This window comes from Corynebacterium silvaticum (assembly GCF_002162115.2).
GTDB lineage: Bacteria > Actinomycetota > Actinomycetes > Mycobacteriales > Mycobacteriaceae > Corynebacterium > Corynebacterium silvaticum.
Window position 1 is genome coordinate 2,196,254 of sequence record NZ_CP021417.2, and the last position, 19,486, is coordinate 2,215,739.

Annotated in this window: 18 protein-coding genes and 1 pseudogene; 13 read left to right on the forward strand and 6 right to left on the reverse strand. The window is 55.6% G+C overall.

Features of this window, described 5'->3' with window-relative positions; all coding sequences use genetic code 11:
* Positions 1 to 262: 262 nt before the first annotated feature.
* Together CBE74_RS22860 and groL are read right to left on the reverse strand one after the other, a co-directional pair.
* Positions 263 to 454, reverse strand: a complete 192-nt coding sequence (locus CBE74_RS22860; protein ID WP_087454562.1) for a hypothetical protein — start codon at positions 452 to 454, stop codon at positions 263 to 265.
* Between the two features lie 405 nt (positions 455 to 859).
* Positions 860 to 2,500 carry a chaperonin GroEL gene (gene groL, locus CBE74_RS22865; protein ID WP_087454563.1) on the reverse strand — a complete coding sequence of 547 codons (1,641 nt, stop codon included), beginning with the start codon at positions 2,498 to 2,500 and terminating at the stop codon, positions 860 to 862.
* A 211-nt stretch (positions 2,501 to 2,711) separates the two neighbouring features.
* Here groL and CBE74_RS22870 point away from each other — a divergent pair, with 211 nt between their 5' ends.
* Positions 2,712 to 4,073: a dipeptidase gene (locus CBE74_RS22870; RefSeq protein WP_087454944.1), complete on the forward strand. Its 1,362-nt coding sequence runs from the start codon at positions 2,712 to 2,714 to the stop codon at positions 4,071 to 4,073.
* A gap of 186 nt (positions 4,074 to 4,259) precedes the next feature.
* Here the strand turns inward: CBE74_RS22870 and CBE74_RS22875 are convergent.
* Positions 4,260 to 5,237, reverse strand: a pseudogene (locus CBE74_RS22875) (Abi family protein).
* Between the two features lie 384 nt (positions 5,238 to 5,621).
* Between CBE74_RS22875 and CBE74_RS22880 the strand changes: the two are divergent.
* The 8 genes from CBE74_RS22880 (at position 5,622) to CBE74_RS22915 (ending at position 13,750) form a co-directional block, all read left to right on the forward strand.
* Positions 5,622 to 6,179 carry an acetyl-CoA acetyltransferase gene (locus CBE74_RS22880; RefSeq protein ID WP_087454566.1) on the forward strand — a complete coding sequence of 186 codons (558 nt, stop codon included), beginning with the start codon at positions 5,622 to 5,624 and terminating at the stop codon, positions 6,177 to 6,179.
* Between the two features lie 133 nt (positions 6,180 to 6,312).
* Positions 6,313 to 9,171 carry a Na+/H+ antiporter subunit A gene (locus CBE74_RS22885; protein WP_087454567.1) on the forward strand — a complete coding sequence of 953 codons (2,859 nt, stop codon included), beginning with the start codon at positions 6,313 to 6,315 and terminating at the stop codon, positions 9,169 to 9,171.
* A complete protein-coding gene (locus CBE74_RS22890) occupies positions 9,172 to 9,666 on the forward strand; it encodes a Na(+)/H(+) antiporter subunit C (RefSeq protein ID WP_087454568.1) in 495 nt (164 codons plus the stop codon). It abuts the gene before it with no gap.
* On the forward strand, positions 9,663 to 11,333 hold the full coding sequence (locus CBE74_RS22895; RefSeq protein ID WP_166741041.1) for a Na+/H+ antiporter subunit D: 1,671 nt from the start codon (positions 9,663 to 9,665) through the stop codon (positions 11,331 to 11,333). Before CBE74_RS22890 ends, CBE74_RS22895 begins: the two co-directional genes overlap by 4 nt.
* Positions 11,330 to 11,845: a Na+/H+ antiporter subunit E gene (locus CBE74_RS22900; protein ID WP_087454569.1), complete on the forward strand. Its 516-nt coding sequence runs from the start codon at positions 11,330 to 11,332 to the stop codon at positions 11,843 to 11,845. Before CBE74_RS22895 ends, CBE74_RS22900 begins: the two co-directional genes overlap by 4 nt.
* Positions 11,842 to 12,114, forward strand: coding sequence for a monovalent cation/H+ antiporter complex subunit F (locus CBE74_RS22905; RefSeq protein WP_023636346.1), 273 nt, complete (start codon positions 11,842 to 11,844; stop codon positions 12,112 to 12,114). The genes CBE74_RS22900 and CBE74_RS22905 overlap by 4 nt, the downstream gene beginning before the upstream one ends.
* Positions 12,114 to 12,467, forward strand: a complete 354-nt coding sequence (locus tag CBE74_RS22910) for a monovalent cation/H(+) antiporter subunit G (protein ID WP_087454570.1) — start codon at positions 12,114 to 12,116, stop codon at positions 12,465 to 12,467. Before CBE74_RS22905 ends, CBE74_RS22910 begins: the two co-directional genes overlap by 1 nt.
* Positions 12,468 to 12,487: 20 nt before the next feature.
* The gene (locus tag CBE74_RS22915) at positions 12,488 to 13,750 is read left to right on the forward strand and encodes a glycosyltransferase 87 family protein (RefSeq protein WP_087454571.1); all 1,263 of its coding nucleotides are present in this window, start codon (positions 12,488 to 12,490) and stop codon (positions 13,748 to 13,750) included.
* Here CBE74_RS22915 and CBE74_RS22920 read toward each other — a convergent pair.
* Genes CBE74_RS22920 through CBE74_RS22930 form a run of 3 tightly spaced genes read right to left on the reverse strand, consistent with a single transcriptional unit; the run spans position 13,678 to position 15,659 of the window.
* Positions 13,678 to 14,802: a glutamate--cysteine ligase gene (locus CBE74_RS22920; protein WP_087454572.1), complete on the reverse strand. Its 1,125-nt coding sequence runs from the start codon at positions 14,800 to 14,802 to the stop codon at positions 13,678 to 13,680. The two genes, CBE74_RS22915 and CBE74_RS22920, sit on opposite strands and share 73 nt — an antisense overlap.
* A 19-nt stretch (positions 14,803 to 14,821) precedes the next feature.
* Positions 14,822 to 15,370 carry a LytR C-terminal domain-containing protein gene (locus CBE74_RS22925; protein ID WP_087454573.1) on the reverse strand — a complete coding sequence of 183 codons (549 nt, stop codon included), beginning with the start codon at positions 15,368 to 15,370 and terminating at the stop codon, positions 14,822 to 14,824.
* Positions 15,371 to 15,380: 10 nt separating this feature from the next.
* Entirely contained in the window at positions 15,381 to 15,659 is a 279-nt protein-coding gene (locus CBE74_RS22930) for a DUF3263 domain-containing protein (protein WP_087454574.1), read from the reverse strand.
* Between CBE74_RS22930 and CBE74_RS22935 the strand changes: the two genes are divergently transcribed.
* From CBE74_RS22935 to cls, 4 genes are read left to right on the forward strand one after another with little or no spacing between them, the layout of a single operon-like run.
* Complete coding sequence (locus tag CBE74_RS22935; protein WP_087454575.1) at positions 15,658 to 16,251, forward strand: peptide deformylase; 594 nt, start codon at positions 15,658 to 15,660, stop codon at positions 16,249 to 16,251. The genes CBE74_RS22930 and CBE74_RS22935 overlap by 2 nt on opposite strands.
* 6 nt (positions 16,252 to 16,257) lie before the next feature.
* Positions 16,258 to 17,220, forward strand: coding sequence for an N-acetylglutamate synthase, CG3035 family (locus tag CBE74_RS22940; protein ID WP_087454576.1), 963 nt, complete (start codon positions 16,258 to 16,260; stop codon positions 17,218 to 17,220).
* A 3-nt stretch (positions 17,221 to 17,223) separates the two neighbouring features.
* A complete protein-coding gene (locus CBE74_RS22945; protein WP_087454577.1) occupies positions 17,224 to 17,991 on the forward strand; it encodes an exodeoxyribonuclease III in 768 nt (255 codons plus the stop codon).
* A complete protein-coding gene (gene cls, locus CBE74_RS22950) occupies positions 17,988 to 19,481 on the forward strand; it encodes a cardiolipin synthase (protein WP_087454578.1) in 1,494 nt (497 codons plus the stop codon). Before CBE74_RS22945 ends, cls begins: the two co-directional genes overlap by 4 nt.
* Positions 19,482 to 19,486 lie beyond the last annotated feature (5 nt).

Sequence of the window (19,486 nt, forward strand, 5' to 3'; positions counted from 1 at the left end):
TTCAGCTATGTAGATTTACTCCCCGCTAGTCGGTTTTCAGTCCAACTAACGGGGAGTAAATCGTATTTATAAAATGTCAAGTATTATTTGAAGATCTTGATCATCGATGCAACGTTGCCACCAAGCTTGGCAAGCGACACCATGAAGTCCAAGATTTCTTTAACAACGCCGGTGGTGGAAAGCTGAACCCAGTCGTTCATGTGCTCCATTATTTTCCTCTTTCAGATTTGTGTACGTGTCTTAAGCGTTAAGGAAGATACCCTTAGGGTGCAGGCTTAACGATCTGGTCTTCCGTAAAGATCTTCTTGGTGGTTTCCGCAGCGCTGGACATTCCACCGTCTATCCATGTAGCCAGCTTCATCAGAATTGTTGGGATACCCTGGAACAGGCCGGAAATTGCTTCCATGCCATCCTTGAATTTGCCCAGGTGCTCTGCCATAACCGTCATATCCATGAAATATCTCCTCTGAGAGAGGTCGGTACTCGTACCGACAGGAATTAGTAAGTAACGTCATCAGACGTCTCGGATAGCAATTGTGTCACAAAGTTGCGCACATTCAAGCTGGGCCACCAATGCCTTTTGCGGCATACAACACAGAATTAGCTAACAGTTCCATCGAACTGTGCAAAAAGTTAGAAAAAATAGTCTTAAAGTCCGCTAATTTCATTTTTAAAAAAGGTTTCCGGTAAATATTTCCCTATTGGTGTGCGCTAGGTGACAAATCGACTTTCGTACCCAATACAAAAACTTGATCTACGCAACATTGCAAAAATGAAACACTAGGCCTTTTTTACCCCAAAAATGGGGGAACCCGAGCCCTCCATTGAGGACCCGGGTTCTAAAAACGTTCAGGCTATATTAGAAGCCCATCCCACCCATCTCGTCAGCGCCAGGCATTGCAGGAGCAGCAGGCTCCGGCTTGTCGGCAACAACAGCCTCGGTGGTGAGGAACAGAGCTGCGATGGACGCAGCGTTCTGCAGTGCAGAGCGGGTGACCTTCACCGGGTCATTGATGCCAGCAGCCATCAGGTCAACGTACTCTCCGGTAGCTGCGTTGAGGCCTTCGCCTGCAGGGAGGTTGGAAACGTTGTTAGCTACAACGCCGGGCTCTAGGCCAGCGTTGAGAGCGATCTGCTTCAGCGGCGCAGACAGTGCCTCGCGGACGATCTTCACGCCGGTAGCCTCGTCACCGGTGAGGTCCAGATCGCCGTCGAGAACGTGTGCAGCCTGCAGCAAAGCAACGCCGCCGCCGGCAACGATGCCTTCTTCAACAGCTGCCTTAGCATTGCGCACTGCGTCTTCAATGCGGTGCTTACGCTCGGTGAGCTCAACCTCGGTAGCTGCGCCAACCTTGATCACGGCAACGCCGCCGGCGAGCTTTGCAAGGCGCTCCTGCAGCTTCTCGCTGTCGTACTCAGAATCCGAGTTTTCAATCTCAGCGCGGATCTGGTTTACGCGCCCCTCGATCTGCTCAGGCGATCCTGCGCCCTCAACGATGGTGGTCTCGTCCTTTGTCACCACGACCTTGCGTGCGCGGCCCAGCAGCGGAATGTCAGCGGTCTCCAGGGAAAGGCCGACTTCTTCAGAGATGACCTGTCCGCCGGTAAGGATCGCCATATCCTGCAGCTGTGCTTTACGACGATCACCAAAGCCCGGTGCTTTCACAGCAACAGACTTGAAGGTGCCACGGATCTTGTTCACAACCAGAGTGGAGAGTGCTTCGCCCTCAACGTCTTCGGCGATAATCAGCAGCGGCTTGCCGGCCTGCATGACCTTTTCCAGCAGCGGCAAAAGATCCTTGATGTTGGAGATCTTGCCGGAAACCAGGAGGATGTAGGGGTCTTCCAGGACTGCCTCAAGGCGCTCCATGTCGGTAGCAAAGTAGCCCGAGATGTAGCCCTTATCAAAGCGCATACCCTCAGTGACCTCAAGGTCAACACCAAAGGTGTTGGATTCCTCGACGGTGATGACGGATTCCTTGTTCAGGGTTCCGTTGCCCACTGCGTACATGGCCTTGGCGATCTGAGCGCCGATTGCCGGATCAGCAGCAGAGATACCAGCGGTCGCAGCGATCTGCTCCTCGGTCTCTACTTCTTTAGCGTTCTGCAGAAGGTTTTCGGTCACCTTAGCCACAGCCTGCTCGATGCCGCGCTTGATGCCCATTGGGTTGGAGCCCGCAGCGACGTTGCGCAGGCCCTCGCGGACAAGTGCCTGAGCCAGAACGGTAGCGGTGGTGGTGCCGTCGCCAGCGACGTCGTCAGTCTTCTTAGCGACTTCCTTGACCAGCTCAGCGCCGATCTTCTCGTACGGGTCCTCAAGCTCAATTTCGCGAGCGATAGAGACGCCGTCGTTGGTGATGGTCGGGGCGCCCCAGCTCTTCTCTAGAACAACGTTACGACCCTTAGGTCCGAGCGTGACCTTAACTGCATCAGCCAAGGTATTCAGGCCCTTTTCAAGGCCCCGGCGTGCTTCCTCATCAAAGGCAATGATCTTTGCCATGAAAGTCTGTGCTCCTTATATATAGGACGACACTCACGTCTCGACGTTCCAGCAGGCGCCCGCGACGGCACGGTGGGCCGAGTGTAAACCAACCTCACCCGCTGATATGTCTCGAAAGTTTCGATTTATCTAGCACTCTAATGATCAAAGTGCTAACAACCGTTTTAGCAGTCTCCCCATGCGAGTGCAAGATCGTTCTACACTAGGCACCATGATTGCAGACATCGTTAATAAGGTACGTCCGCTCGTCGAGAAGCAAAGGGACGCCATATTCAAGGATCTCAGCGAGATCACGTCCTACAACTCTGTACACTCCACCCCAGAATGCGCCGACGACCATGCCGCCGCATGTGCATGGGTCGTGAATGCGCTGACCAAAGCCGGGCTAGAGGTAACCGAATACCCCTACGACGGCGGAGCCACCACCGTGTTGGGCACCAAGAAAGCCGTCGGAGACGCCCCGACCGTGCTGCTGTATTCGCACTATGACGTCGTGCCCGCCGGCGACCCCGCCGACTGGATCAGCGACGCCTTTACGCTTACCGAACGCAACGGACGCTGGTACGCCCGCGGCGCCGCCGACTGCAAAGGCAACCTCGTGATGCACCTCGCCGTGCTGCGCGCGATACAAGAACTCGGTGGCACCGACCTAGGCATCACATTCCTCGTAGAAGGCTCAGAGGAACAAGGCGGCGCGGAACTCAGCTCGCTTATCCACTCCCAACCCGAGCTCTTCCAATCCGATGTCATTCTCATCGCAGATTCCGGCAACCAGGAAGTAGGCGTGCCGACGCTCACTACCACCCTTCGTGGCGGCGCACAAATCACGGTTACGCTCAAAACCTTGAACGCAGCAGTCCATTCCGGCAGTTTCGGAGGTGCCGCCCCCGACGCAGCCGCAGCACTTATCCGACTGCTGGACTCCCTCAAGGACGAGCATGGACGCACCGTCATAGACGGCGTAGATTGCTCCACACGATGGCCAGGAGGAACCTACGACCGCGAAAGTTTCCGCGCTGATTCCACCATGCTTGACGGCACCCAGATCATGGGAACCGACGAAGATAACCCTGCAGACATGGTCTGGGCACGCCCGGCAATCTCCATCACAGGCTTCACCTCCACCCCGGTAGACAAAGCAGTCAACGCGGTCCCACCCGTGGCCAGCGCACGACTCAACCTCCGCGTACCACCAGGACTCAAAGCCACCGACGTTGCAGAAGCCCTTATCGCACACCTCAAAGCCCATGTTCCGTGGGGCGCACATATTGAAGCCAGCTACGACGACGCGAATGAACCATTTGAAGCCAAAATCGACGGCCCGGCAATGTCCCACTTCAACGCTTGCCTAGCCAACGCCTACGGCAAAGAAGACACCGTGCATATCGGCTCGGGTGGCTCCATCCCACTATGCTCTGAGCTCCTAGGGATCATGCCGCACGCAGAGCTGGCACTTTTTGGCGTAGAAGAGCCACAATCCACGATCCACTCCCCCAATGAATCCGTAGACCCCAACGAAATCCGCGATATTGCAGTCGCGGAAGCCTCTTTCCTACTGACATACGGGAAATAGCCTTAACGAGGTAACCCGCAGGAAATATCGGTCATTGCCTGCGGGTTTTCTGCGTGAAGGACAACGCCTCCCGATGTTTTTTGTCGTTTTTGAGAACGCTAGCAACCGCGCGGCATAAAAACCCCAGGTGGCGTTTTTTAGCGTTCTCAAAAACGACATTTTCAGTGCGATGTACGCGGTGTTCCGCTAATTCCAGAGAGTAAGGGATCTCCAATTTTTGGGAAATTTCATATCTTTCTCCGGAGACACATAATCAGATGTGGGAAATTGATCCATCAATTCAACCACTTTGTGGTGCCAACCAATGCTCGGCCGTATCTGCTTCATTAAATATGCAATAACGGCTAAATATGCACACGTGGACGTGAGGTTATTTTTCTCGTATTGCAAATGGACCAAATCATCATTCACTTCATTAAGTTTTGGAGCCTGCAATCCATACGTCATAGTACGGTTCCATAACCGATTATGATGAGCTACTTTATTTCTAAGATAGTTCAACCCAACAATCCATTTACTAAATGTCGCCCCAGAACTTACCCCAAACTCTTTAGCTATCTGACTCTGTATCTTCGATGGCAAAAGGTAGAAAAAGCGGGTTAATCCACCAAAATCGATAAACTCGATAGCCACCCAAATAGGCATATGGCCATCGTATTTTTCTTTAAAATGTTTACAAAAGTCTTCGCTCCCGGCCTGACGACAGAGTTTCTCAAATTTCGTCTGCCATGCTTCTCAACGGGTATTTTGCTTCTTTCTTCCAGGAATCTTTGAATCACACCGTTGCAGATCAAGAGATTTTTTATTCAGATGTATAAACGGATCCACCCGACCTGCCCTGTAGGCGACCCGCGTACATAGTACGACTTCTATTTGCTCAATAGCTTCAAAAATAAGCCGACGTAATTCAGAGTCAAAATCTGCAAGTTGGACCACTGTATCAAAGCTTGTACCACTCAGAAATTCTTCGGCTCGATAATTAGTCGGACTTTCACGTTTTTCTTTGGGCAAGAATACGCGGAAAGGATAAGAATATGCAGAAAGCCTGTAGTAACCGATCCTTTTTAGTTCCCCCACGTGTATATCCCTGTTACTGATTTCCATTCCGCGACTTACAAGCGTGTCTAGCTGCTTCATATAAGACAGATGCGGTTTGTTATACATATTTTATTCCTTGTATAAAAGAAAACAGCCCCGTCATGCATGATCTTGCTGATGCATGAGGCGGAGGCTGTGTTTATGGGATTAAGACTACACCAAAACAGCCTCGTTTATTAATCCTTGCCACCCCCGGATACAGAAAACCCTTGCGGCTCAACCACATCCCCGTTAGCATCGCAGGTGTGATCCACATCATTGATTTCTCTCAGCGCGCACAGCTAGTGCTCGTGGCCCCGGTAGCGGCCCGAGTGCTCAAGGCTGCTACAGCCATGTGCCCGTCTGTGGGATAGGAGGACTGACTCCCACATTCGGGGAGCAGCCGTTAAACCCACAACATCCAGAGTCGGTCCATACCCTTTATCCGTTTTCACACAAGGACCGAAATCAATGTCTTCTTTCACCTCATCGCTTACTTTCCTTTCTCGCCGTTCACTGCCGACGAAAACCTACACCCCACATTCTCCGATACCCAGCACGACACGGGTGTTTGCCGATGACCCTTTCCGGGCACGCTTCGGACACAAATTACCCAGCGGTTTAAGGGAAGAAGCACGCGGTATGCAATGGCGAACGTTCATCGCTATCTACGCACCAACTTCCGCAATCCGCGTCCACATCACCGGCACGCACAAACTGCGTGGCAATCACAACTCCTATGACATCGAACTCCAGCGGAACACAACTGGCGGAAGAATCACTGAAACCCATTCAATCGTGGCCTCGGGTCCCATCGCTGCGTGCACCCAAGTCTTGGCTAATGCAGGGCGTCGTGTAGAAATTCTTTCTTTCCACCAATTCGAGATATTCGAATCCACCGTGACGTTTCTGCTCGCTTCACACAATCGTCGCCAACACTGGGCAGTAGGTTTCGGTGGTAGTCGTGAACACTCGGCAGCTACTGCAATGAGCTCTGCGTCTGAGCTGCTGTTTGGGACTTTGCGCTAAGATAACGAGAGTGAGCTGCGCCGATGCATGACGCAAAAACTACACCTCAATACCAGTCCGGCTGCGTTACTACATTGCGCGCACTTTCACTTCGCCTTGTACGTCCACGACAGCCAAAGGATTATTTCGCCCTGTGCTCGTATTGCTGTTATCTCTCGCGGTGACTGCCACCGTCGCCCCAATTGCAGTTAAGACTTGCGGAAGACCGGCGTTCGGTCTTCTTTCCATTACGCCCTTCGCCGGGTTTGTGTGGATTCTTGGCAAGTTGGTCAACGGTGATTTTTCTTCGGGCAAAGCCCTCACCGCGCATTACGGGTGGATGAGCAGCGCGCATTTAGATCTGACATTCCGGCTCGATTCGCTTTCCGCACTGTTTAGCTTGGTCATCTTGGGCATCGGTGGCTTGGTCTTGCTGTATTGCTGGAATTACTTTGATTCCGTTCCTCGCCGGTTACGGCCCTTTGCGGGGCAGCTATCTGGCTTTGCGATGGCCATGTACGGGCTCGTGATCTCCGATAACATGCTGCTGCTCTATGTTTTCTGGGAGATTACCTCGGTGCTCAGCTTCTTGTTGGTGGGCTACTACGGCGAGCGAGCGTCGTCACGCCATGCTGCGATACAGGCGCTGATGATCACCACTTTGGGCGGATTGTCAATGCTCGTGGGCATTATCTTGCTGGGTCGGCAGACGGGCATATGGGAGTTGTCCGGCCTTGCCAACGCCAGTTTGGAGGGAACCCATCATATTTCTTATGCCGTAGTGCTCATCCTGGCAGGCGCGTTATCCAAGTCAGCCATCGCCCCAACGCACTTTTGGTTGCCTGGGGCGATGGCTGCGCCGACCCCGGTGTCTGCCTATCTGCATTCTGCGGCGATGGTCAAAGCGGGAATTTATCTTGTTGCTCGGTTGGCTCCTGACTTTGCGTTCTCGCGTGTCTGGTATTTGGTGGTGATCGCTCTAGGGATTTTCACTATGCTTTTGGGCGGCTGGATGTCCTTACGGCAAACAGATCTTAAGTTGATTTTGGCGTATGGCACCGTCAGTCAGCTGGGCTTTATCACTGTGCTCGTGGGGATTGGTTCGCATGCGGCTATGGTGGCGGGCCTTGCGTTAACGTTTGCGCACTCCATGTTTAAAGCGACGCTTTTTATGGTCGTAGGGGCGATTGACCATACGACGGGGACCCGAGATATACGCAAGCTCTACGGGTTGGGGCGCAAGCAACCGATCTTGATGGGCGTCGCCACGCTTGCTGCTGCGTCGATGGCGGGCATTCCTCCGTTGTTTGGTTTTGTGGCTAAAGAGGCGGCCCTTGAGGCTGTGCTGCATGAGCATGCTCTTGTGGGGTTGCCAGGGCAGGTAACGCTCGTGGGGATAGTGGCAGGTTCGATTCTCACTATGGCGTACAGCCTGCGGTTTCTCTTCGGGGCGTTCTCCACTAAGGGCGGTCAGGTCTCCGAACCTGTGCTCACGATGCACCCTATCGGCCCGCTGCTATGGATTCCCCCAACAATATTAATGGTGCTGACGGTACTCACTGGAGCAAGCCCCCAGCTGTTGGGCACTCTTCTCAGCGCCCACACAACCTCGGTTTTCGGTGAGGAAGCACACCTGGCGCTGTGGCACGGGTTTAATCTTCCGCTCGCGTTGAGCGCCGCAATCGTGGGAATCGGAGCGATTATGCACTGGCAGCGTGCGTCGATAGCCAAGTTGCATTTCACCGAGCCGGCCCTGGGCAACGCTAGCGCGGCATATGACCGCGTCTTGGATCTTCTCCGGACGTCCTCGCTGCGTTTAACTGCCTCCACCCAGCGAGGTTCGCTCGTTATTAACTCGGGTTCTATCTTTGCGGTCCTTGTCCTTGTCCCGCTCATCGCGCTGCTGGGCGGGGAGCGTAGCGACGTCCACATGATCCTCTGGGATACGCCGCTACAAGCGATCATCGCCGGAATCATGATCGTGATGGCTATTGGCGCAGCTGTCCAATCCAATCGGCTCTCTGCTCTGATTATGGTGGGGATGACTGGGTACGGCGCGGCCATGATTTTTGCGCTGCACGGCGCACCCGATCTTGCTCTTACTCAGATGCTGGTGGAAACCATCACGGTGGTGGTGTTCATGCTGGTTCTTCGCCGTTTCCCGGCGCGCACCCAGTGGCAGCCTTCCCATCGCGCTAATCGGCTACGCGCGTGGCTTGCTGCAGCAGTAGGTTTCACCGCCGTCATCCTCACTGTGTTTGCCATCAACGCTCGCACGGAAGCCCCCGTAAGCGCTGTTATCCCCGATTTGGCCAAGGACATCGGCCATGGGGCGAATGCCGTCAACGTGTTGCTGGTGGACATTCGTGCCTGGGATACCTTCGGCGAAAGTACTGTCCTTATCATCGCGGCGATTGGTGTTTCCTCCCTGATCTATCGCACCAAAAGCTTCCAGCGAGATTCGCGCCGTCCCACGTTGCATGATTCTGGCGGCTGGCTTTCCTCAGAGGCAGCGCGTAACCGCTCTTTGATGGTCGATGTGTCCACCCGACTGTTGTTCCCCATCATGATGGTGCTTTCCGTCTATTTCTTCTTCGCAGGCCATAATGCTCCTGGCGGCGGATTCGCGGGCGGGCTTGTCGCAGCCCTCGCGCTTGCTTTGCGTTACCTTGCGGGCGGCCGCGAGGAATTGGAGCAGACTTTCCCCATCGACCCTTCCCGCGTCTTGGGAGTCGGCGTGTTGCTTACCGCTGCTGCCGTTATCTGGCCAGTCTTCCTCGGCGCGCCACCGCTGACGTCCTATGCGTGGGATCTGCATATTCCAGGCATCGGGGACATACATGTGGTCAGCGCTTTGCTTTTCGACACCGGCGTCTACCTAATAGTTATCGGATTGGTGTTGCACATCCTCACATCTTTGGGCAGCCAACTCGATCTGGATGAGGAATTGCGTAAACAGCGCGCACGGGAACGAGTGAAAAAGCTCAAGGCTCGCGTAGGAAAGGAGAAGTAAATGCTGGTCAATCTCTCATTACTCCTTGCCGCAGGCGTGCTTGTGTCAGCCGGTGCGTATCTGGTGTTGGACAGGGCTATGACCAAGATGATGATGGGGCTGTTGCTTATGGGCAACGGCGTTAACATCCTCGTGCTCATGGCTGGTGGCGCGCCGGGTTCGCCGCCGATCAAGGGACGAGAATCTGTCCTCTATGGTGATACGGTCGCGGATCCGTTGGCCCAGGCCATGATTCTTACAGCAATCGTGATCTCCATGGCGCTTACTGCGTTCATCCTTACGCTTGCGTATCGGCAGTATCGTTACCGTACTCAGGACGTGGTGGAAGACGACGTGGAGGATGCAGCAGTGGCGGCTCGTCCACCGCTTCCTTCAGCGGCACCCGACCATGATCTTTCCGACGACCCCGCGACCGGGCGCATCACCAAGCTTGGCGACGAATTCGGCCCCCGTTGTTTCGAGGCCCCATTGACCGATTCCCAGGAGGACCAGTGATTCCTTTCCAAAGCCTCCTTGACGCGATGCCAGTTCTTCTCCCGCTTCCCATCGTGATTCCTGCTGTGGGTGCAGGCATAGCATTAGCAGCAGCGAAGCATCTGCGTGTCCAGCGTATAGTCGCGGCTCTTACCCTCTTTGCACTCATCTCTTTGGCTGTCACCATGCTGTTTGTGGTGGACCAGGAAGGGATTCAGACCATTCAGATCGGTGGTTGGGATGGGCCCGTGGGCATTACCCTCGTGGCGGATCGTCTTTCTACCCTGATGCTGATGGTTTCTTCCATCGTGTTGTTCTGCGTGATGTGGTACGCGATTGGCCAGGGAGTTCGCGACGGGGAGGAAGACGAGCCAGTGGCGGTCTTCTTGCCCACGTATCTTCTGCTCAGCATGGGCGTAAACATGTCGTTTCTCGCCGGAGACCTCTTTAACCTCTACGTCGGCTTCGAGGTCTTCCTCGTCGCGTCTTATGTGCTTCTGACCTTGGGGGCTTCTCCTGCACGCGTGCGCGCAGGCGTGGGTTATGTCATGGTCTCCATGCTGAGTTCGCTTGTGTTCCTTATCGGGCTTGCGTTGGTGTATGCGTCCGTCGGCACGCTTAATATGGCGCATATTTCGGAGCGCATGGAGTCGGTGCCCAGCGGCACCCAAACCGCGATCTTTGCGGTGCTCCTCATCGCCTTTGGCATCAAGGCCGCAGTATTCCCGCTTGATTCTTGGTTGCCGGACTCCTATCCCACCGCGCCCTCGCTGGTCACGGCCGTCTTCGCGGGTCTGCTTACCAAGGTCGGCGTGTATTCGATCATCCGAATGCGTTCTGCGGTTTTCACGTCGGGGTCTTTGGATACGTTATTGATGTGGGTCGGGTTGGCCACCATGCTGGTGGGCATCTTGGGCGCGATGGCGCAGAATGACATCAAACGACTCCTCAGTTTCACCCTGGTCAGCCATATCGGCTACATGATCATGGGCGTGGGATTAGGAACAGAGCAGGGCCTTTCTGGGGCAATCTTCTATGCTGTGCACCATATTTTGGTTCAGACCGCACTCTTCTTGGTGGTCGGACTAATCGAGCGCCAAGCCGGTTCCTCCTCATTGCGCCAACTGGGCTCCCTGGCCAAAGCCACGCCCATCCTTGCCGTCCTCTACATCATCCCGGCACTCAACCTGGGCGGAATACCACCTTTTTCCGGATTCCTGGGCAAGGTAATCCTCGTGGAGGCAGGCGCTAACGAGGGCGGCCCACTCCCCTGGCTGCTCATCGGCGGCGCAATTGTGACCAGCCTGCTCACCCTTTACACCATGGTTTTGGTGTGGTCTAAAGCGTTCTGGCGCGATCGCAAAGATGCACCCGACGGGGGAACTGCCTATGCCCGACCGGCTTTGCTCTCTGATGTCACAGACAAGATCGATTTTTCTGAGCGAAACGACGTCGGCCGGATTCCAGCAGGAATGCTCATGTCCACTGCCACGTTGGTGTCTGTGTCCCTGGGACTGAGCCTCGTCGCCGGCCCGGTGAGCAACGTGACCTCCCGTGCCGCTGAGTCTGCGCAAGATACCAGTATCTACCGCACAGCAGTGCTCGGTACCGCACGGAAAGAGCCGGGGAGAACCCTAGAGCAAGAGCGTCTCGACGAAGGCAAGGACACGAGAGGAGCACAACAATGATCGCAGGCGCCCGACGTCGATTCCGGCCCCTCTTTGTCTTGGTAGCCACAGTGATGTGGGTGATGCTCATGGGAGAGCTATCCGTGGGGAACCTCGTCGCAGGTCTCCTCGTGGGCCTCATCGTGAGTATCGCGTTGCCGCTTCCCTCGCTGCCCGTGGAGGGACTCACCATCAACATTCTTCCCTTTCTCGAACTTATTTCCCGCTGGACTTTATATCTGTTTAGCGGTTCCGTTCGCGTAGCCTGGCTTTCCATAAGGAGGGCCGAGCCGCCGAGGTCTGCGATTGTGACGGTTCCGATGCGCGTCGATAGTGAGCTCGTACTCAGCCTTGCTACCACCCTGTATAACCTGCAACCGGGTGGAACAGTCACGGATATTGATGTGGCAAACCGCCTCTGGACTGTTCATATCTTGGACGCAAGTTCTACGGACAAGGTCGATGCGGAAATCGCAGCCATCGAACAATACGAGCAGCGACTCAAGCGGGCGTTTGAAAGGAACAACGCATGAACCAAGACGTCTACAACCTCGTGCTGTTCTTCGTAGCGTGCATTTTCGCCCTATCGTTCATCCTTACGTCCTACCGGATCATCGCCGGCCCCAACTCCATTGACCGCCTGTTGGGTCTCGACGGCGTGGTCGCCATGCTGCAATGCGCGCTGGCTGCTTATATCTGCTGGAGCTTAGACACCACCGTGTCTAATGCGATGCTCGTGATCGCACTTTTGGGATTCATCTCCACGGTGGCTATCACTCGTTTTAGAAAGAAGGATGACTAATGCCGTCCCATATCGTCGCAGATGTCGCCTCCTTGGTGTTCCTTCTCGCGGGCGCTTTCTTTGTTCTCTCCGCATCCATCGGGCTCATCAGGTTCCGATCCCCCCTGGCGCGGGTACACGCGATTACTAAACCGCAGGCTGTGGGCCTGATTCTTACCATCATTGGTGCGATTATTCGGGTGATGGGAACGGACTCTTCCACTGGTGACCTCGGCGTTCTGGTCCTTCTCGTGCTCTTTGCGCTCATTACGTCCCCGGTTACGGGACAAAGGGTGGGCCGCATTGCGCGCAGGGAAGGCCTTTACGACGACACCTGCACCGTACACCGTGATAAAGTTCGCGATGGAAAGTAGCCGCTGAGCAGGAGGACAGCATGAAGGCACGCAACCTCAGAGGAGCCCCCACAATCCTTGTGATTTTGGCCTTCTTCATCCCCTGGGATCTGTTGCAAGAGGATTCAATCCTCAAAAAACACAAGCTCACCCAATGGATGCCTGTGGACCTGCACGTGTACACCCTTGCGGGGAGACACCTGCAATCCGGCGGGAAGCTCTACAGTGACTCTTTTGTATGGGATCTGCCGTTTACTTATCCACCATTTTCCGGTGCCCTTTTTAAATACCTTGCGCTTTTTAGCGACGACTGGCTCACCGTAATCTGGCAAAGCGCCAATTTTCTGGCGCTCATCGGGGTGATTCTGCTTATCTTGGCTCGCGGCGAGCGCCGCGTCACCGTGACCACCGCATTCGTGGCTGTGGGATTGGCCGTCGCTTCGCTGGGGCTCGAGGCCATCCGCGGTGGCTTCTTCTACGGGCAGATCAACCTGATTCTGATGCTGCTCGTCGCGTTGGACTTCCTCCCTAATAACCGTCGCTTTGCCGGCATCGGAGTAGGACTAGCAGCAGGGCTAAAGCTGACTCCTGCGTTCTTTGGCTTTGTGTTCCTTCTAGAACGCCACTGGGGTGCTGTGTTTCTTTCTGCCGCGACGTTCGGGGCCACCGTACTCGTCGGTCAGATCGTAGTCCCAGACGCCACTAAGTTCTGGGCCTCTGCCATCTCAGATTCTTCCCGCGTTGGAGTCCATACCAACGCTGGTGCCCAATCGCTGCGCTCCGTCATGGATCGTGTCCTTGGTATTCAGGGAGGACTGCTATGGATACTGGCAATTATCGTGGTGATTGCGCTGGCTGCCTACTCGATCAGGCTGGCCATTAAGCGCGATAACATGCCCATGGCGATGGCGATGGGCGGCATCACGGCATGCCTGGTGTCCCCCTTTAGCTGGTACCACCACTGGGTCTGGATGGTTCCTGTTGTGGTCTGCATCTACCTCGCTGTTGATGATGCAATCAACGAGTTCAATGCCAAACGCTCACTAGGGTGGGCCGGATGGTTGCTCAACCAGGCCGGCGCACTCGTAGCTACTGGCATCGTCGTGCTGGTCACGGCCCCGCAGGTCAGCTCGATCATCTGGAGCGACATGGCGTTTTTCAAGCGTAACGAGCACCCCCAGGACCTGGGCAACCTACTCTTCTGCGGGGCGGGGATCCTGGTCATCGTGGGCTATGGAATCATAGCGTCCATCTCTGCGATGGTGGAATCCACAACCGATTCCCATGAGCCAGTAGCCTCATAGATCGCTCGCTGACGCTGATAGCCTGCGCCGCGATGACAAACGCTGAAAACGCGGTGCAGCTCTTTCTCACACCCTAGCTCTTGGGCTATGGGGGTGAGCACTCCAACCCACCGGCGCAGTTCATCGGTCACAAGCCGTTCCTCTGTGTCCCGTGACGTAATGATGATCGCATTCATGCCGTAGCGGGCAGCGCGCCATTTGTTCTCCGCGATATGCCAATCCTGCAGAATTGGCAGTTCCTCTCCCCGGTCCAGCATCCGATCAAAATAGACCACCAGGCAGTGGGTAAGGGCTACGGCGGCGGAAAGCTCGGTGAGGTTACTGGTGGCGTCGCAAATGCGCACTTCGATCGTGCCCCACTTGCCTGCCGGCCGGATGTCAAAGTGCATCGAGCCGGTGTGGTTGATCACCCCAGACTTACCCTGGTCTTCCATATAGGATTCCCATTCCGCCCAATCGCGGAATTGATAAGGCAGACCGGCGGTAGGAAGCTGCTGGTACAGCATCGTCCGATTAGAGGCATAGCCGGTGTCTAATCCGTCCCACCCGGGCGAAGAGGCCGTTAACGCCAGCAGATGCGGATACATGGTGAGCATTGCGTTGATGATCGGCCAGACACGATCTTTGCTCGATATACCCACATGCACATGGATACCCCAGATCAGCATCTGGTTTCCCCAGTACTGGGTGCGCGCGATGATCTCGTTGTAGTGGCCTTTTTCGCTCACCGGCTGTTGACGGAAGTCGGAAAACGGATGTGAACCGGAACCCCAGATTTTAAGGCCGAGTTCCTCCGCTACCTCGCGCACTGCCGAAAGCGCAACGCCCAATTCCTCCACGGCCTGCGGGGTGGTCTCGCACACGGAGGTAACCAGCTCAACCGTGTTGGCCAAGAACTCCTTCTCCAGATGCACCTCGGGATATCTGGAAGCCACAAGGTCAATCACCTCGGCTGCGCGGGGAACCAGATCTCTCGTCTGCGGGTCAGCGAGGGCCACTTCCCATTCAACTCCTAGAGTCGGACGAGGTGAGGCATTGAAGTTTTCGGCCATGGTAGGCCACCTTTCAAAGCTAGTTGACTTCCTCGGCCAGCACGAGGACCACAGTATTGGGATCCTCAGTTCCGCCAGGCAGATTCTCTGCCCGCGGCACTGCTACTCCGCCGACGCGTTCTGCTAGTTTACGCGCAGCATGCTCCGCAGCAGCATTTTCTGGGGTGAAGTAAACAGTATTTTGGGGCACCGCACCATCCGGGAAGTTACCTACCTCGCCTAAATCCCACCCCTCGTGCTTCAGCTTGTCCGCTACCCCAGCAGCAAGACCCTGAATAGTGGAGTTGTTAAGAACGTGAACCTTCTTCACTTCAGCATGTGGGGCCGGAGCCGCTGTTGTTTGTTGCACTGTCTGCGGTGGCTGTGCCGCTGTGGTGGTGGTTGGCTGTTGCGGCCGTGGCATCTGAGTCGTGGTGCTCTCAGCGGTGACGGTGGTGTCTGATGCCTTTTCGCGGGTCATCGAGTACACGCCCCACGCCGCGAGGAGCACAGCGACGGCAATAAGGATCATGGCCATACCGCGCAGCGGAAGGCGTTGTTCGTTGTTTGGGGAGGGTTCTGTAGTCACCTGAGCTATTCTATCGTTTTTGTGCTTGCGCCCGACGATCGGCTCTTTGATCCCGGATCCTGCGCAGACGCGCCGTGAGCACCGGATACTCGGACATCACTTCGGGAACATCAATGGCTCGGTTGAGGGATTGGAAGTATCTCACGGGAGATATTCCCAGTTCTTCCCGAATTGCCTCTTCCTTTGCCCCCAGGCTGCGAGGCGCGCGATCTTCAAAAGCTAACAATGCCAACTGTTTTTCCAGTCGAGTAAGGTTATTGGCATCAGACATGCCTACACTGTAGGGCATGACAGTTCGACCCATCGTGATCCACGGCGATCCCGTTTTACATAATCCCACGGCCGAGGTCACCGAGCCGATTAGTTCCCCCGAGTTACAAGAGCTCATCGCAGACATGTACGAGACCATGGCGGTCGCCCATGGCGTCGGTTTAGCCGCGAACCAAATCGGCGTGGGCAAGCGCCTTTTCGTCTTCGATTGCCCCGATGATGAGGGCCATATGCATCGCGGATGCGTGATCAATCCGGTTCTGGAAACCACGGAGATCCCGCAGACGATGCCTTCCGACGACGGCACCGACGATGAAGGCTGCCTCTCTGTCCCCGGCGAGGGCTTCCCCACAGGCCGCGCCACCTGGGCCAAGGTCACAGGACTGGACGAGCACGGCAACCCCGTGTCTTATGAGGGAACAGGCTTCCTTGCTCGATGCTTCCAGCACGAGGTCGGTCACCTAGACGGGTTCCTCTATACAGATACCCTGGTCGGTCGTTATAAGCGCCAGGCCAAGAAGGCCATTAAGCGCAATGGCTGGACGGAAGCTGGGCTTACCTGGATGCCGGGTGAAGATGAAGATCCCTTCGGCTGGGACACCGAGGAATAAGCCGGGATGTCACGGATTTTCCGTTCTGACGCAGTGGCCCCAGGTGATCGCATCGTGGTGCGTCGTAAAGCTAACGACATTATTGGTCACGTGCTCAGCATCGACGAGGAAACCCTCGTGGTGCGGCCACAAAAAGTAGGCGGTTTTCCGTCTGAGGTTCCGGCGTTGTCTATCCCGCGCGCGGACATCATCATCATGAAAAAGCTGAGCCCGCGCACTGTCCGGAATTCGGATATTCGCGCAATCGAGACCGCCACGGCCAAAGCCTTCCCCGGTATCGAGCACACGTGGTGTGGTCAGTGGCTCATGCGCTCTGGCGACGGCATCACCGAGCGTTCTAACAGCGCGGCCCCGCTAGGGCACACCGCCATGTTTACCCCTATCCCACTGGAAGAAATCCATGCGTTTTATAGGCGGCATAATCTGCCCACGCGTGTCCTTATCCCTGAGCGCATCGGCGCGATGGCGGAAAAGCTCGTGGCGCAGCCCGGGTGGACTTTAGGCCCCGAGATCATCGTGATGACGCGCGACCTGGATAATCTCCCCGCTACCACGTCTGACTGGGAGTTTCGCGTCGACGACCAGCCGGATCAGGATTGGTTGTCGCTCTATAATTTCCGTGGCGAACCGCTCCCTGAGCACGCGCTCGATCTGCTCCGTGGGGAAATCGACGGGACGATGGGTTTTGGCCGGTTGATTACCCCCGAAGGAGAAACCGTCGCTATTACCCGTGGCACCATCACCGATGATTACCTCGGATACTCAGCCGTCGAGGTGGCGCAAGCGTATCGACGCCGCGGCCTAGGCACCGAGCTGGGCAAGCATATGCTGCACTGGGGTGCCCGGGAGGGCGCTACACGGGCCTACCTCCAAGTGATCGCCGCCAATGCTGCTGGCATTGGGCTCTACGAGAAACTCGGTTTTGTTGAGCATCACCGGCATCGATACGCGGAAGCGGCTAATCTTTAATCCATGCGCATTGTCAACTGGAACGTGAATTCCGCTCGCACCCGAGTAGACCGGATGGTCGATTTTTTGCAGCGCCATAACGTGGATGTCCTCGCGGTTCAGGAGACCAAATGCAAGGATGACCAGTTCCCCTATGAGCGCTTCCATGACATCGGCTACCAGGTAGCCCACTATGGGCTCAACCAGTGGAACGGCGTTGCCATTATTTCTCGAGTGGGTCTTGAGGATGTTCAGACCCACTTCCCAGGTCAGCCGGGCTTTCATAAAGACCCGCAGAAAGACCAGGCGCTGGAAGCTCGCGCGATCGGCGCCCTCTGCGGAGGCGTTCGCGTGTGGAGTCTCTATGTCCCTAACGGCCGCGAGATTGCGGATCCGCATTATGACTACAAGCTGCGGTGGCTCTTTGCGTTGCAGATCCACGCGCAGGACGTCACAGAGCCCACGGTGTTTCTGGGCGACTTCAATATTGCGCCCCGTGACCAGGATGTCTGGGACATGTCCTTCTTTGAGGGCAAAACCCATGTCACTGAACCAGAGCGCCAGGCCTTTGAGTCTTTGACCTCCTCCGGCCTGTACATCGCCTCCCCGTTGGAAGGCTTTAGTTATTGGGATTATCAGGCGGGCAGATTCCTAAAAAACCAGGGAATGCTTATCGACTTCCAGCTCGCCACACCGGATCTGATCGTAGAGAAAAGCTTTATCGACGTCGACGAGCGTTCGGGTAAAGGTGCCTCCGATCACGCTCCGGTTATCGTGGATTATTCGATATGAGCTGGCAGATCGACCTGAGCACGTGGCAGACCGTAGGCCTGATTATTGATTACTCCATCAAGCTCATTGCCATTGGCTTTGTGCCAGAAGGTCGCCGCCCGAGCTCCTCTACCGCATGGCTCCTCGCCATTTTGTTGATTCCTTTCCTGGGCCTGCCCTTGTTTTTGACCATGGGCAGCCCCTACATCAACAAGAGGCGACACGACCTGCAGCGTAAGGCGAACAAGGACATTGAGAATGTTCAGGCCAAGGTGCCTGATTACCCCGAGGGTTCAGCAATCGGGGACGAGCTCGTCTCCATGATTAAGATGAACCGGCGACTCACATCGCTGCCTGCCACTACGGGCTATAACCTCGGTGTGCATTCCGACTATGAGGCATCCATTCAGACCATGGCTGATGCCGTGGATCAAGCACAAAAATATGTTCATGTGCAGATCTACATCATGGCATGGGATAACACCACCGATGTTTTCTTCCAGTCGCTCGCCCGCGCAGTGCAGCGCGGGGTGAAAGTGTGTCTCCTGTTTGACCAGGTGGGAAGCTGGAAGTACCCAGGGTATTTGAAGCTGGGAAAGCGCCTCTCGGAGATAGGTGTGCAGTGGCGAATCATGTTGCCGCTGCAGCCTTTCCGCTGGCGTTTCCGCCGCCCGGACCTGCGCAATCACCGCAAGATGCTCATTATCGACGGCGAGCATGGCTTCATCGGCTCACAAAACATGATCGAAGCGGGCTACTTAAACAAGAAAAACCACGCCAGCGGACGGCGCTGGGTAGACGTTATGGTCGAGCTCTCGGGCCCAGTCGTCGCGTCTATGAACATGGTTTTTGCAGTGGACTGGTTCCAGGAAGCCGACGATCTCCCGCCCATCGACGACCACATGGTGAACCCAGAAATCCCTGACCAGGATGAAACTGATGTGAGCCTTCTGCAGCTGGTGCCTTCTGGCCCCGGGTATAGCACCGAGCCCAACTTGCGTCTGTTCAATCAGATCATTCACCACGCCAAGCATCGCCTGGTCATGTGTAGCCCCTATTTTATTCCCGATGAGTCCATGCTTGAAGCGGTGACGTCGGCATGCTATCGCGGGGTCACGGTTGAGTTGCTGGTCAGCGAGCAAGCCGACCAGTTTATGGTCGACCATGCGCAATCCAGCTACTATCAAGCGCTCTTGGAAGCCGGGGTTCACATCTACCGCTACCGCAAGCCGGCAGTGCTGCATTCCAAGTTCTTGATTGCTGATCCCCAGCTCGATGACACCCTCTCGGTGGGAGTCATCGGCTCTTCCAACATGGATATGCGCAGCTTTGGCTTAAATTACGAGGTCTCTTTGATGATGGCCCGTGGAAACATGATTCGCCAGCTAGATCAGCTGGCGAATGACTATAAGAAAAATTCCGTAGAACTCACGCTTGAGGAATGGAACAAGCGCGGATTAATCCGCAGATATGTGGATAACATCATGCGTTTAACCTCGGCGCTGCAATAAGTGCG